Here is a 14,593-nt window from a genome sequence, read left to right as displayed (position 1 = left end):
CCTTGTAAATATCGGAATTAAAACGGGAAAAAGACCGGGATCAAAGTAAGTACTAATACAGAGTACACAATCGAAATTGGCACTCCAATTCTCACGTAGTCGGTCAATTTGTAATTTCCTACGCTGTACACCAGCAGGTTAGTTTGGTAACCGTAGGGAGAGATAAAGCTCGCACTCGCGCCGAACAAAACCGCCATGATGAATGGCATCGGATCCACGCCATAACCCACCGCCATGCTATAACCGATAGGAAAAGAAAGCGCAGCCGCGGCATTGTTTGTCACCAATTCAGTGAGTACCAATGTCATGATATAAGTCGCCACCAAGGCACCAAATACTCCCCAGCCATTAAACGCTTCAATAAACATCACTCCCATTCGTTCTGACAATCCAGAAGAGATCATCAGTTGAGCAATAGACAAAGCGGAACCGACAATCACGACGATATCGATCGGAAAACGGCGGCGCAGTTCTGAAATCTGCACAATACCAAACGCAATAAGCGCGATAAGGTACGCAGCTAGACCTTTAATAATCGGCACTAACTCTAATAGAGCGCATCCAATTACGGCTGCAAAGCCCAGTAATACAATGGAAGACTTATTCGTATCAAGCCGAGCGCTAGAGTCCAAGTCATGCACTAAAACAAACTCTTTACGATGAGCTCGGCGTTCAGACTCAAAACGCTTTCCTGGAACCAGAACTAACGTGTCTCCTGGCGCTAAGGTAATACTACCCAAGCCACCTTCTAGGCGTTCGTGGCCTCGGCGAATCGCCACAACAACGGCATCGAATCGGTCGCGGAATCGGCTCTCTTTGAGGGTTTTGTAGCAAAACGTCGCCGACGAGCTCACCACAACTTCGATAAAGTTTTGCCCATTTAAGTGCTGCTGACCAAACAACTTGAGGCCCGGAATTTCTTGCAGGGTCGCGACGCTCTCAACATCGCCACAAAATAACAGGCGGTCTTTTGCATTGAGCACAAAATCCGGTCCCACAGAAGAAACAGTAACACCATCGCGCACCACTTCTGCAAGAAACAGTTTGCGCAGCGCACGTAAATTATTCTCGCTGATCGTACGCCCAACTAGCGGTGAGCCAGGCTCAACGCGAGACTCAAGAAAGTAAGGTAAATCTTCTTGGTTTTGATCATCATAATTCGGTAGCAAGTAGCTCAGTGGGATAAGAATCAGCATCCCTCCCACCAGCACAGCCAAACCTATCATCGTAGGTGTAAAAAAGCTCAGGCTCGGTAAGCCTGCGTCTTCGACAAAGCTGTTGATGATTAAGTTAGTCGACGTACCAATCAAAGTTAACGTGCCACCAAAAATGGCGGCGTAAGACAAGGGAATAAGTAATTTCGAAGGTGCATGCTGCTGATTACGCTTAATCGCCCCAATCAATGAGACAACCACAGCGGTATTATTCGTAAATGAAGAAAGCAAGGCGGTCGACACACCGAGCTTAGCAATCACGCTGCCTAACTGGCCCTCAGAGATACTTCGGCTCACCCAACTGATCAACAGTGTTTTTTCTAGAGCACAGGATGCAAGAATCAATAGAACCAGGGTTAACAATGAAGAGTTGGTAAAATTGGATGCGATGGTGGCTGAATCCATCATCCCAGCCATGAATGCAATAAAAGCGGCACCCGCAAAGACGTAACTAGGCTTAATTTTCGTGACAAGCAAGCAAGTGATAATGCCAAGCAAAATCGCTAACACAAACCCTTGTTCCCACATAGCCTTTCCTTACCAAATAGCCCCAAAGGGCACAACAACGACTCATTTATCCATGAAACACCGACAAACGAGTAAACAGACAAAAATCAGCGCAAGCGAAAAGAACATCAGAATGCTCGGTTTTCTTGGGCTCCACCGAAGCATTCTGGTATTAGGAGAATACCTAACGACATTTCGCAATTCAGTTAGGTAGCGACGCCCCAAGTACAACAGCAGACAGAGCCTGAAATTATCGTACTTGGGTAAGCCAGTTACTTTTTCAGAAACTGGCTGACGTCTTTTGCTTCCCAGTGTGGGAAGTGTTTACGGACAAGCGCATTAAGCTCAACTTCAAACGCAGAGATGTCCGTCAAATCGCGCTCAACCACGGCGAGGCTCTCTTTAACCATGCCAGCACCAACCGTCACGTTTGTCAGACGATCGATAATGATAAAGCCACCGGTATCTGCACAGTCTTGATAATTGTCCAGCGCGACTGACTCATTAAGAGACCATTCACACAAACCAATACCATTCAATGGCAGCTCTGCCGAGCTATGAGTCGAGAGATTATTAATGTCATATTGATGACGAATCGCTTCAACATGACCTACGGTTTTCTTACCTGCGATTTTGATGTCATAGTCACGACCCGGTTGCAGGGGTTGCTCTGTCATCCACACCACATCGGCAAGCAAATGGTTTGTGGTTTCCACTTGAGCATTATCTAGAACAATTAAGTCGCCACGGCTAATATCGATCTCATCGCTTAGCGTCAGAGTGACAGCTAATCCGGCACGAGCTTCTTCGATATCACCATCAAAGGTCACAATACGAGCCACAGTTGACGTTTTACCCGATGGCAATGCTTTAATGGCATCACCGACTTTGATCGAACCAGAAGAAATGGTCCCCGCAAAACCACGGAAATCGAGGTTAGGACGATTAACGTATTGCACAGGGAAGCGGAATTCACCCGCGCCTTTTTCTTGATCCACATCGACCGTTTCAAGAAGCTCAAGCAATGATGGGCCTTTAAACCAAGTCAGGTTTTGGCCTTTATCCACCACATTGTCCCCTTCAAGCGCTGAGATCGGGATGATTTGAATATCAATATCCCCTGTCAGATTCTCAGAGAACTTCAGATACTCATCGCGGATCTCTTCAAAGCGCTCTTGGGAGTAATCCACTAAGTCCATCTTGTTGATCGCCACAACAAAGTGCTTCAAGCCCAATAGGTTGGAAATGAAAGAGTGACGACGAGTTTGATCGAGAATGCCCTTACGTGCATCAACCAGAATCACAGCTAAGTCACATGTCGATGCACCTGTAGCCATGTTACGTGTGTACTGCTCGTGTCCAGGAGTATCTGCAATTATGAATTTACGTTTCTGCGTCGAGAAATAGCGGTAAGCCACATCAATCGTGATCCCCTGCTCACGCTCAGCTTGTAAGCCATCGACCAACAACGCAAGGTCGGGCTTTTCACCCGTGGTACCCACACGTTGGCTGTCTGAGTGCACTGCCGCTAGCTGATCTTCATAAATTTGTTTTGAGTCATGGAGTAAACGACCGATTAATGTACTTTTACCGTCATCCACCGAGCCACAAGTCAAGAATCTAAGTAACGACTTGTACTGGTGTTGTGTTAAATAGCCTTCGATACCAAGCTCGGCTAATTGAGCTTCAACTGCACTGTTCATTATCTTTCCTTAGATCCTTTAGAAGTAACCTTGACGTTTCTTGAGCTCCATCGATCCTGACTGATCGTGGTCGATCGCTCGGCCTTGGCGCTCACTCGACGTTGCCACCAGCATCTCTTCGATAATGCCAGTTAAAGTGTTTGCTTCAGACTCGATGGCCCCGGTCAATGGATAACAGCCAAGGGTACGGAAGCGCACACTCTTCTCTTCAATCACTTCACCCGGTTGAAGCTCCATACGATCATCATCAACCATGATCAGCATGCCATCGCGTTCAACAACTGGGCGTTTGTCCGCGAGGTAAAGCGGCACGATCTCGATGTTTTCTAAATAGATGTATTGCCAGATATCAAGCTCAGTCCAGTTAGACAGTGGGAATACACGAATGCTCTCACCCTTATTGACCTGACCGTTGTACGTCTTCCATAGCTCAGGACGTTGGTTTTTAGGGTCCCATGTATGGTTCTTATCGCGGAATGAATACACGCGCTCTTTCGCCCGTGATTTCTCTTCGTCGCGGCGCGCGCCACCAAAGGCCGCATCAAAACCGTACTTGTTCAGCGCTTGTTTTAAGCCTTGAGTCTTCATGATGTCAGTGTGCTTAGAAGAACCATGAACAAACGGGCTACAGCCCATGGCTAGACCTTCTGGATTCTTATGTACCAAAAGCTCAAAACCGTATTTGGCCGCGGTGCGATCACGAAATTCAATCATCTCGCGGAACTTCCAATCGGTGTCAACATGCAGCAATGGAAATGGAATCTTACCTGGGTAAAAAGCTTTACGCGCAAGGTGCAGCATCACTGATGAGTCTTTACCAATCGAATACATCATGACTGGGTTATCAAACTCAGCCGCAACTTCACGGATAATATGGATACTCTCCGCTTCGAGTTGTTTAAGGTGAGTTAAACGTTGTTGGTCCATGTTTTGTATTTCCTTTTTAAGCTTGAAGGCGCATTACGTCTCTAATCTTTGGTCTGAAATTATATGGAGTTGGCAATAGCACTTTTGTTGAATTCAGTACTAGACAAAAACCAGTCTAACTTTTGAGACAGTCGCACTACCTCTCCGACAACAATCAAAGATGGCGACTGTGCTTCCTTCGATAAATCAGAGAGTTGGGAGAGTTCTCCCGTAAATACTTTTTGTTGAATCTGCGTGCCACGCTCAATAATGGCAATCGGAGTCGACGCTGAACGACCATGCTTAATGAGTTGATTCTGAATATAGTGTGATTTCATCAGCCCCATGTAGATCACTAAAGTCTGATTCCCACGCGCCAACGTGGACCAATCCATCTCATCACTTTCTTCTTTCAAGTGGCCAGTCACAAAGATGGCCGATTGCGCATAATCACGATGAGTCAGTGGAATACCAGCATAAGCGGTTGCGCCAGCTGCTGCGGTAATGCCAGGGACAACTTGAAAACGAACGCCGGCATCAGCAAGCACTTCTAACTCTTCACCACCACGACCGAATACAAACGGATCACCACCTTTAATGCGCACTACTTTGTAGCCCTGCTTGGCAAAATCCACCAAAAGCTGATTCGTCTTCTCCTGCGGCACACTGTGATGCCCAGCTCTCTTCCCAACGCACACCAAAATCGTATCGCTTGGAATCAATGCCATGATTTCTTCAGACACCAAGTAGTCGTACAAAACCACATCAGCTTGCTGCAAGCAGTTCAGTGCTTTCACCGTCAGAAGTTCAGGATCGCCTGGTCCTGCACCGACTAAGGCGACTTCACCAGGCTGTAGCGATTGCTTTGCAAAACGAGTAACACCAGCGACTGGGTTGTCAGAAACTAACCGGGGCTTTGGTTTAGGAAAAGAAGTGACTGAATCGTTCGTTGCCATGTGCTTGCTCATCGTCCATTGATATCGTTATGCAAGCATTATGGCGGGGCGTTTATATTACCTGAAATTCTAAAATTTCATTTTTTATTCAAAAATCTGCTAAGAAGTTTTTGTTTGGTCTCATTCAAAAGCGTGAAAAAGTCGGCGGTTAATATGAATAAGGTTCAGTAAACTGATTAATGTTCACAGTTTTCTGTATCTTTATCATCGAGTTGCACCTGTGTTTGATACATTACGCAGTACGATTTCCCCTTATCATTGAATTGGAGCACCAAATGAAAGTGGCAGTTCATCCTATTTCCCTCGCAGTATTAAGTGGCATGCTAACGCTTGCTGGCCCAGCAATGGCCGATACCATCAAGCTTCGTATTATCGAAACCACCGACATTCACACCAACGTGATGGATTACGATTACTACAAAGACCAACCATCACAGCAAATCGGTTTAAGTCGCGCTGCGACAATAGTGAGACAGGCTAAGTCCGAGACAGAAAACACGGTACTAGTAGATAACGGCGATTTAATTCAGGGCAGCCCAATGGGCGATTACATGGCGGCAAAGGGGATTAATCCCGGCGACGTGCACCCAGTCTACAAAGCGATGAACAAGCTAGACTACGATGTGGGCAACATTGGCAATCATGAGTTCAACTATGGCTTAGATTTCCTACAAACGACGTTGAAGGGTGCAAACTTCCCTTACATCAATGCAAACGTATTTGATAAACAAACCGGTGAGCATTACTTCAAGCCTTACCTCATCAAAACTCACACATTTAAAGACACAAACGGCGAAGCGCATCAAATAAAAGTGGGTTACATCGGCTTTGTACCACCACAAATTATGGTGTGGGATAAGAAAAACTTAGAAGGCAAAGTCTTTGCTAAAGACATTAAGGAAACAGCAGAGAAACTGATTCCTCAAATGAAGAAAGAAGGCGCAGACGTGATTGTGGCGATTCCACACTCGGGCATTTCTACTGATCCATACAAACTAGGCGCAGAAAACTCTGTTTACTACCTCACAGAAGTTGAAGGTATTGATGCGATTGCTTTTGGCCACTCTCACGCCGTCTTCCCAGGGAAAGACTTCGCAAACCTACCTGGTGTTGATATAGATAGAGGGACCATCAATGGTGTGACGTCAGTGATGCCGGGTCGCTGGGGAAGTCATGTAGGTGTGATGGATTTGATGCTGAAAGAGAAAGACGGCAGATGGCAAGTCGTCGAAGGCCAAGCAGAAGCACGCCCTATCTTCGATAAAGTAAATAAGAAGTCATTAGCTAAAGCCGATGAAGATATTGTGAAAGCGTTAGAAGAAGATCACAAAGGCACTCGTGAATTTGTAAATCAACCAATCGGCAAAGCAAATGATGTCATGTACAGCTTCTTGGCATTAGTGCAGGACGACCCCACCATTCAAATCGTTAACCTTGCTCAGAAAGACTACGTAGAACGCTTTATTCAAGGCGACCCAGACCTTTCTGACATTCCAGTACTGAGTGCGGCAGCACCATTTAAAGTCGGCGGTCGTAAGAACGATCCGAATAACTTTACAGAAGTAGAATCCGGTCAGCTCACCTTCCGTAATGCGGCCGATCTTTACTTATATCCAAACACCTTGGTTGCGATGAAAGTGAAAGGTAAAGAAGTTCGCGAATGGCTAGAGTGCAGTGCGGGTCAATTCAACCACATCGACATCAACAATCCTGAACCGCAATCTTTGATTGATTGGGATAATTTCCGTACGTACAACTTCGATGTTATTGATGGGGTTAACTACCAAATCGACGTTACCCAACCGCCGAAGTACGATGCGGATTGTAAAGTGATTAATCCAGATTCTCAGCGCATTGTGAATCTGACGTTCAATGGTAAGCCTGTCAATCCGAAGCAAGATTTCATCATCGCAACCAATAACTACCGTGCATATAGCAATACTTTCCCTGGTACAGGCCCAGATTTCATTGCATTTGACGCACCAGATGAAAACCGCTCTGTCGTCGCCACTTATATTTCTCGCGTGAGTGAAGAAAAAGGAGAAGTGACACCAAGCGCTGACAACAACTGGTCTTTCGCACCGATTAAGTCCAATAACAAGCTAGATATTCGTTTCGAAACCTCCCCTAGCGATAAAGCAGCGCAGTTCATCAAAGAGAAAGGACAATACCCAATGAAACGCGTGTCAACAGACGACATTGGTTTCGCAATTTATCAAATCGGTCTGAATAAATAAGGTTGATTTGACAACAACACTAAGCGGCTCTCATGAGCCGCTTTTTTGTTATCAATAAAACCCGTTAAAATAAAGAAAACCGTTTCCGAGTTATCACATGCACAGCGATCTTTTTTCAGACTTAGTCAAACATGGCTTTTTAGAGACAGAAGCAAACCAACTTATTGAAAATGGTGAGTTGCTCGAACTGCCTACACGCCACATTCTTAATCACCAAGGGGAGTTGAGCTCACACCTTTACTTCATCATTGAGGGGTTATGCCACGCAAGCTATCTCACGGAGCACGGCAAAGAATTCAGTAAAGAATTTTATTGGGAGAAGGACTGGGTTATCGGGTTTGAGAGCATAATAAAGGACCAACCTTCGCCTTACTTATTGGAAACGCTGAGCGCTTGTCAGCTATTTTGCTTGCCAATTGAAATGTTGCATCACTGGCGAGCAGAAAAGCACGCCATTTACTTAAAGCTACTCGAAAACCAACTGGTTAATAAAGAGAATAAAGAACGCTTTATGTTGCTCTACTCTCCAGAAGAACGATATCAATTATTTTGCGCTCATTACCCAGATTTAAAGCAACGTATTACCGATAGTCAAGTTGCGGCCTACCTGGGCATTACGCCAATCAGTTTGAGTCGAATCAAAGCGCGATTAACTAAAGATCACACTCTCAAGTAAACTCAAAAAAGAAAAAAGCTCTTCAAACGAAGAGCTTTTTCTCTGCTATTTTAGCTATTTAAGAATTCGCGCCCGGAACTGGCGCCCTTTCATCTTGCCGTTACTAATGGTCTGTAGAGCCTTTTTAGCCACAGACTTTTCGACGGCAACATAAGCGCGCACAGGGAATAGGTGAATCTTTCCGACTTGAGAGCCTGGAATACCATTTTTTCCTGTCAAACAACCTAAAATATCACCCGGTCGGACTTTCTGTTTCTTACCGCCATCAATGTTAATCGTCACCATTTTCGCTTGGTATGGCTGCTGATTTGATTTGGCAGGCAATGTTGCTGGTACCACGTCCATCTCTAGGTATTCTTCAATACGAGCTACACGTAAACCGTCTTTCTCACCAAAAAAGCTAAACGCTAAACCTTTACTACCCGCACGACCTGTACGACCAATACGGTGCACATGAACCTCAGGATCGCGCGATAGCTCAAAGTTAAAGACTGCGTCAAGATTATCAACGTCCAAACCACGCGCTGCAACGTCTGTTGCAACAAGGATAGACACACTCTTGTTAGCAAACTGCACCAATGCTTGGTCGCGTTCACGCTGCTCTAAGTCCCCATGGATATCGATAACGCTGAATCCTTTGTGATGCAACTCATCTGCGACACTTTGAACTTCTTTTTTGGTATTACAAAAAACCACCGCGGACTCTGGTTGGTGAGTCAGCAGCAAATTCGCCAACGCTTCATCACGTGCTTCCGAGCCTTCAACTTTATAGAAGTACTGCGCAATGCTTGAGGTATCATGCGTCGATTCCACCTTAATCACTTCCGGTGTCTGCATTATACGCTGCGCAATTTGCTCAATTTTTTCTGGAAAAGTAGCACTGAAAAGTAGAGTTTGACGCTGCTTTGGCGCTGCATCGATGATTGCATCTAATGCGTCTTGGAAACCCATGTCCAACATGCGATCAGCTTCATCTAGCACCAAGGTATTCAGTTCGCTAAGATCAATTCGGCCTTTTTCAAGGTGATCCAAAATACGACCAGGTGTACCAACTAGGATATGCGCACCATGCTCTAACGAACCAATTTGTGGCCCCATTGGCATCCCACCGCAGAGAGTAAGCACTTTAATATTATGAATGCCGCGACCTAAAGTACGAATTTCCTTCGCTACTTGGTCTGCAAGCTCACGCGTTGGACACAATACTAATGACTGGACACGAAAGCGTTTGACGTTGAGGTTCGATAAAACCCCTAAACCAAATGCAGCGGTTTTACCTGAGCCCGTTTTACCCTGCCCGATGACATCACGATGTTTTAGGATTGCAGGCAAGCTCAAAGCTTGAATTGGCGTCATGTGGGTATAGTTCAGGGAATCAAGTGTGGCGAGTAACGCTGGGTTCAGCCCAACTTGATCGAATGTTTGTTTGCTCACGGGGATATCCTCAGGTGAGATGGAAAGAGGGCACATTATCACCAGATTTGGTGGGAAAACCAGTGCTAATTAACCTTTGTTAATGAGTATGAGCTCAAAACAAAGTAAAGTCAGTCACTCTATTCTCATTACGGATAACAACATGCTCACTTGGATTACTTTGCCCTTTGCTCAACTGACAACCACACAATTGTATACAATGATGAAATTACGTGTGGATGTATTCGTCGTTGAACAAACCTGCCCTTATCCTGAACTGGATGGCAAAGACACATTGGAAGGTGTTTATCATCTAATAGGCTATCACGGTGACGAACTGGTTGCTTGCGCAAGATTACTGCCCGCAGGCACTACGTATGACAATGTGAGTATTGGTCGAGTGGTGACAAAGCAGACCGCGCGAGGCGGTGGCTTAGGTCATAAGTTATTGGACAAGGCCTTGGCACAATGCGAAACATTATGGCCAGGACAGACAATAGATATAGGTGCTCAAGAACACCTCATCCAGTTTTATGCTAGTCATGGATTCAAGGTTATCTCAGAGTGCTATCTTGAAGATGGTATCCCTCATGTGGATATGCGGAAAGAATCCGTAGCGCTATAAGCTTCAACTCGATTGGTTACTATGAAAACTAATCGCTATGAAAAACTAACTAAAAAGACGCGATATCTTCGCGTCTTTTCATTTGAAGCGTTTACTTGTTACGTCCAAAGGTCCCATCCGATAAACGGAAAAACATAACGGACCGCCCGCTTTTTTCCAGCTGTAGCATATCTAACTCACCTTCGTCACTAAGCTTAAAGCGAATCAATTGTCCCTGCTTTATTTGGCTTAGCGGCTTATCACTGCCTTCTATTTTGACCAGAGCGCTAAGATCCGCCATAGAGAGCTGATTACTTCTGAAAACCTGCGCTAATGTATCACCATTTTTAACCGTGTACTCTTTCCAGTCTTCAGATTTCGGTCCAGAGTTCTGAGAGGTTTTCTGCTGGCTTAAACTCTGCGCGTTCAGCTCAATCGCTACGCGTTGATGATCGACCTCAGTCTGCTCAACTGGCTGGTCTGTTTTATTCGGCAAAGGAATAACAAGGAGTACCAGAATCAATGGCACTAAGACCATCAAAGCACGCTGATGAAATTTAGGCAGACGCAACCAAAACTGCTTAACAGGCTGTGTACGCTCCAACCATTGCTCTTTGTTGAACGGCTGCTTCCAGTCGATAGCAGCGAATTTTTGTTTAACCAGTTCGACATAGTCGACTTGCTGCTTTTTCTTTCTGCGACGATTCATTGTAATGAGTCCCTTAATACTTCTACGGCCAGTATAAAAATACCGACGCGGAGAGTATATATTTTTCACCAAACTAAAATGGAATTGGGATTAAATTAGCAGAAATTTCACTTGGAGTAAGAGATAAGTCACAACCTGGCCGCCTCAATTAAGCATTCAGTCGCAATCATTTAAACCTAAGCTCGAAACTGATATCCTGTTGCCTTTATCACTCCTAATAAGAGCGACATTCATGTCTGAAATTAAATTTGAAACTGCAGAACAAAAAGCAAGCTACGGCATTGGTCTGCAAATGGGTCAGCAACTTGCAGGCTCTGGTCTTGAAGGTCTTAGCGTTGATGCTATCGCTGCGGGTATTGCAACAGCACTAACTGGTGACATGCCATCAATCGAAATTGATGAAATCAACAAAGCACTACAAGAACTTCACACTCGTGCAGAAACAGCTCGCCAAGAAGCAGCAAAAATTGCGGCAGCAGAAGGCGAAGCGTTCCTAAAAGACAACGCTCTACGACCTGAAGTTAACGTTCTAGACTCTGGTCTTCAGTACGAAATCATTTCTGAAGGTACTGGTGCAGTTCCTACAGCAGAAAGCTCAGTTCGCGTTCACTACCACGGTGAGCTAACTGACGGTACTGTATTCGATAGCTCTGTATCTCGCGGTCAACCTGCTGAATTCCCTGTTACAGGCGTAATCAAAGGTTGGGTAGAGGCACTACAACTAATGCCTGTTGGCTCTAAGTGGAAGCTATACGTACCACAAGATCTTGCGTACGGTGAGCGTGGCGCTGGTGCGGCTATCCCTCCATTTGCAGCTTTAGTTTTCGAAGTAGAACTATTAGATATTATCTAATTGAAACCATTTTCAATTATGATTAAATAAAACGGCGCACTAGCGCCGTTTTTTTGTCTAAACTGAATAGACTTTCTCACCTCTGAACCTTTCACTCTGATAGCCTTTAAAAATAAAATCACTTTTAAAAAACGCTCAACCTTTGGAGGTACTATGCGTAAAACACTCCTAACTCTAGCACTCCTATCAATCAACATTGGTAGTGCGCACGCATTCTTAGATTCAGTTACTCAAAAAAGTAAAGAAAGTGGCCTGATGGACATGGTCGGCAGCAGCTTGAACACCGAGTCATCTCCATTAACAGACATGCTAACTAGCCAATTACCAGTATCCACTGAGCAAGCAGCCGGAGGCAGTGGTGCGCTACTCGCTTTGGCTCAAAGCCAGCTTTCGCAAGAAAATAGTAGTGAATTACAGTCTTTGATTCCTGGACTTTCAAACTTGCAAGGAGCACAAAGCTTACTAGGAAATATTGAGAATATCAGTGCAGTAAAAAGTGCATTCGATACGTTAGGTTTAGACCCATCTATGATCAGTCAGTTTGCTCCAGTAATCTTGGATTACTTGAACAAGCAAGGCGCTAGCGAAGGGCTTCTAAGTTCGTTGGGCGGGTTGTGGAATACTAGTAAATAAGCGTAAGTGATAATCACTTTTTAAATTGCCAGTCTGCATGGCTTGAAATAAATGCAGGCTGGATATAAAGGTTTACTGAATTACAGATACAAAAAAGCCGAGCTAATGCTCGGCTTTCTCGTTCTTACGAACTGATTACTCAGCAGCTTCTTCAGCAGCTGGGCGATCTACAAGCTCAATGTAAGCCATTGGAGCTTTATCACCAGCACGGAAGCCAGCTTTTAGGATACGAGTGTAACCGCCCTGACGAGCAGCAAAACGTGGACCTAGTTCGTTAAATAGTTTTGCAACTACTTCGTTGTCACGAGTACGTGCAAATGCTAGACGACGGTTAGCAACACTGTCAGTCTTAGCTAGTGTAATCAAAGGCTCAACTACGCGACGTAGCTCTTTTGCTTTTGGCAAAGTAGTCTTGATAACTTCATGACGTACTAGAGAGCTAGCCATGTTGCTGAACATCGCTTTGCGATGTGAGCTGTTGCGGTTGAGTTGACGACCACTCTTACGATGGCGCATGACCTAATCCTTCTAACTAGTATCGATTAATCTTCAGCGATTGATGCAGGTGGCCAGTTTTCTAGGCGCATGCCCAGAGACAGACCACGTGACGCAAGTACGTCTTTAATCTCAGTAAGAGATTTTTTACCAAGGTTAGGCGTTTTAAGTAGCTCAACCTCAGTACGTTGTACTAGATCACCGATGTAGTGAATCGCTTCTGCTTTCAGACAGTTAGCAGAGCGAACTGTTAGTTCAAGATCGTCTACAGGACGCAGTAGGATCGGATCGAATTCTGGCTTCTCTTCCTTCTCCTCAGGAACTCGTACATCACGAAGATCTACGAATGCATCCAATTGTTCAGCTAGGATTGTAGCTGCACGACGGATTGCTTCCTCAGGTTCTAGAGTACCGTTTGTTTCCATATCGATAACAAGCTTGTCTAGATCAGTACGCTGTTCTACACGAGCTGCTTCTACAGCGTAGGCAATTTTGTCTACTGGGCTGTAAGTAGCATCTACTAGTAGGCGACCGATAGGACGCTCGTCTTCTTCGTTATGGATACGCGCAGAAGCTGGAACATAACCACGACCACGTTCAACTTTGATACGCATTGCGATCTCAGCGTTGTCATCCGTTAGGTGACAAATTACGTGTTCAGGGTTAGCGATCTCTACATCACCATCATGGGTGATGTCACCTGCAACCACAGGGCCCGAGCCTGATTTGTTCAAAGTAATGAACACTTCATCTTTGCCTTCGGCAACGCGCACAGCCAAACCTTTAAGGTTTAGAAGAATTTCAAGAATATCTTCTTGAACGCCTTCTTTCGTGCTGTACTCATGAAGTACGCCTTCGATTTCTACTTCTGTTACAGCACAACCTGGCATAGAAGATAGAAGGATGCGGCGAAGTGCATTACCCAGAGTATGACCAAAGCCACGCTCTAATGGCTCAAGAGTTACTTTTGCGTGAGTCGAGCTGATTTGTTCGATGTCAACTAGACGTGGCTTAAGAAATTCTGTTACAGAACCCTGCATTGTGTCCTCTCTTTAGTTTAAACCTTACTTAGAGTAAAGCTCGACGATCAATTGTTCGTTGATGTCAGCTGATAGATCAGAACGCTCAGGCATACGCTTGAATGTACCTTCCATCTTGCCACCATCTACTTCAATCCAAGTTGGTTTTTCACGTTGTTCAGCAACTTCTAGAGCTGCTTTGATACGAGCTTGCTGTTTAGCTTTCTCGCGAATAGAAACAACGTCATTAGCCGCTACTTTGAAAGAAGGAACGTTTACAACTTTACCGTTTACTAGGATAGCTTTGTGGCTAACTAGCTGGCGTGCTTCTGCGCGAGTTGCGCCAAAGCCCATGCGGTAAACTACGTTATCAAGACGACCTTCAAGAAGCTGAAGTAGGTTTTCACCAGTGTTGCCTTTTAGGCGAGCAGCTTCTTTGTAGTAGTTACGGAATTGTTTTTCTAAAACGCCGTACATACGACGTACTTTTTGCTTCTCACGAAGCTGAACGCCATACTCAGATAGACGACCGCGACGAGCGCCGTGTACACCTGGTGCGTTATCAATTTTACACTTGGTATCGATCGCGCGAACACCAGACTTAAGGAATAAGTCAGTGCCTTCACGACGGCTAAGCTTCAGCTTAGGACCCAAATATCTTGCCATGA

14 protein-coding genes are annotated in these 14,593 nt (G+C 45.1%); 5 read left to right on the top strand and 9 right to left on the bottom strand.

Features of this window, described 5'->3' with window-relative positions; genetic code table 11:
• Positions 1 to 17 precede the first annotated feature (17 nt).
• The 4 genes from H9L11_RS08450 to cobA all read right to left on the bottom strand — a co-directional run bounded on the left by H9L11_RS08450 (position 18) and on the right by cobA (position 5,286).
• Positions 18 to 1,742: an SLC13 family permease gene (locus H9L11_RS08450; RefSeq protein WP_005379596.1), complete on the bottom strand. Its 1,725-nt coding sequence runs from the start codon at positions 1,740 to 1,742 to the stop codon at positions 18 to 20.
• Between the two features lie 251 nt (positions 1,743 to 1,993).
• Complete coding sequence (gene cysN, locus H9L11_RS08445; RefSeq protein WP_017633444.1) at positions 1,994 to 3,424, bottom strand: sulfate adenylyltransferase subunit CysN; 1,431 nt, start codon at positions 3,422 to 3,424, stop codon at positions 1,994 to 1,996.
• A gap of 18 nt (positions 3,425 to 3,442) precedes the next feature.
• Positions 3,443 to 4,351 (bottom strand): sulfate adenylyltransferase subunit CysD, encoded by a 909-nt coding sequence (gene cysD, locus H9L11_RS08440; RefSeq protein WP_005379592.1) that lies wholly within the window; start codon positions 4,349 to 4,351, stop codon positions 3,443 to 3,445.
• Positions 4,352 to 4,410: 59 nt separating this feature from the next.
• Positions 4,411 to 5,286: a uroporphyrinogen-III C-methyltransferase gene (gene cobA / locus H9L11_RS08435; RefSeq protein ID WP_031780800.1), complete on the bottom strand. Its 876-nt coding sequence runs from the start codon at positions 5,284 to 5,286 to the stop codon at positions 4,411 to 4,413.
• Between the two features lie 275 nt (positions 5,287 to 5,561).
• Here cobA and cpdB point away from each other — a divergent pair, with 275 nt between their 5' ends.
• Positions 5,562 to 7,523, top strand: a complete 1,962-nt coding sequence (gene cpdB, locus H9L11_RS08430; protein ID WP_205390689.1) for a 2',3'-cyclic-nucleotide 2'-phosphodiesterase — start codon at positions 5,562 to 5,564, stop codon at positions 7,521 to 7,523.
• Between the two features lie 97 nt (positions 7,524 to 7,620).
• Positions 7,621 to 8,199 (top strand): Crp/Fnr family transcriptional regulator, encoded by a 579-nt coding sequence (locus H9L11_RS08425; RefSeq protein ID WP_205390688.1) that lies wholly within the window; start codon positions 7,621 to 7,623, stop codon positions 8,197 to 8,199.
• Positions 8,200 to 8,253: 54 nt separating this feature from the next.
• Here the strand turns inward: H9L11_RS08425 and dbpA are convergent, their stop codons facing one another.
• The gene (gene dbpA, locus H9L11_RS08420; protein WP_005379583.1) at positions 8,254 to 9,633 is read right to left on the bottom strand and encodes an ATP-dependent RNA helicase DbpA; all 1,380 of its coding nucleotides are present in this window, start codon (positions 9,631 to 9,633) and stop codon (positions 8,254 to 8,256) included.
• 142 nt (positions 9,634 to 9,775) lie between these two features.
• On the opposite strand from dbpA, the gene H9L11_RS08415 reads away from it, so the two are divergent.
• Entirely contained in the window at positions 9,776 to 10,237 is a 462-nt protein-coding gene (locus H9L11_RS08415) for a GNAT family N-acetyltransferase (RefSeq protein ID WP_205391097.1), read from the top strand.
• A gap of 91 nt (positions 10,238 to 10,328) precedes the next feature.
• Here the strand turns inward: H9L11_RS08415 and H9L11_RS08410 are convergent, their stop codons facing one another.
• Complete coding sequence (locus H9L11_RS08410; protein WP_140367209.1) at positions 10,329 to 10,925, bottom strand: LysM-like peptidoglycan-binding domain-containing protein; 597 nt, start codon at positions 10,923 to 10,925, stop codon at positions 10,329 to 10,331.
• Positions 10,926 to 11,157: 232 nt separating this feature from the next.
• On the opposite strand from H9L11_RS08410, the gene H9L11_RS08405 reads away from it, so the two are divergent.
• On the top strand, positions 11,158 to 11,778 hold the full coding sequence (locus tag H9L11_RS08405) for an FKBP-type peptidyl-prolyl cis-trans isomerase (protein ID WP_005383137.1): 621 nt from the start codon (positions 11,158 to 11,160) through the stop codon (positions 11,776 to 11,778).
• Positions 11,779 to 11,931: 153 nt separating this feature from the next.
• On the top strand, positions 11,932 to 12,411 hold the full coding sequence (locus tag H9L11_RS08400) for a DUF2780 domain-containing protein (protein WP_017820297.1): 480 nt from the start codon (positions 11,932 to 11,934) through the stop codon (positions 12,409 to 12,411).
• A 135-nt stretch (positions 12,412 to 12,546) separates the two neighbouring features.
• On the opposite strand, the gene rplQ is transcribed toward H9L11_RS08400, so the two are convergent.
• Genes rplQ through rpsD form a run of 3 tightly spaced genes read right to left on the bottom strand, consistent with a single transcriptional unit; the run spans position 12,547 to position 14,591 of the window.
• Positions 12,547 to 12,927 (bottom strand): 50S ribosomal protein L17, encoded by a 381-nt coding sequence (rplQ, locus tag H9L11_RS08395; RefSeq protein ID WP_005383141.1) that lies wholly within the window; start codon positions 12,925 to 12,927, stop codon positions 12,547 to 12,549.
• A 26-nt stretch (positions 12,928 to 12,953) separates the two neighbouring features.
• Positions 12,954 to 13,946 (bottom strand): DNA-directed RNA polymerase subunit alpha, encoded by a 993-nt coding sequence (gene rpoA / locus H9L11_RS08390; RefSeq protein WP_005383143.1) that lies wholly within the window; start codon positions 13,944 to 13,946, stop codon positions 12,954 to 12,956.
• Positions 13,947 to 13,970: 24 nt separating this feature from the next.
• A complete protein-coding gene (gene rpsD / locus H9L11_RS08385; protein WP_005383146.1) occupies positions 13,971 to 14,591 on the bottom strand; it encodes a 30S ribosomal protein S4 in 621 nt (206 codons plus the stop codon).
• Positions 14,592 to 14,593: the final 2 nt, after the last annotated feature.

It is taken from the genome of Vibrio sp. sp1, assembly GCF_016920955.1.
GTDB classification, from domain to species: domain Bacteria; phylum Pseudomonadota; class Gammaproteobacteria; order Enterobacterales; family Vibrionaceae; genus Vibrio; species Vibrio alginolyticus.
This window is presented reverse-complemented; position numbering and strand designations above follow the sequence as displayed.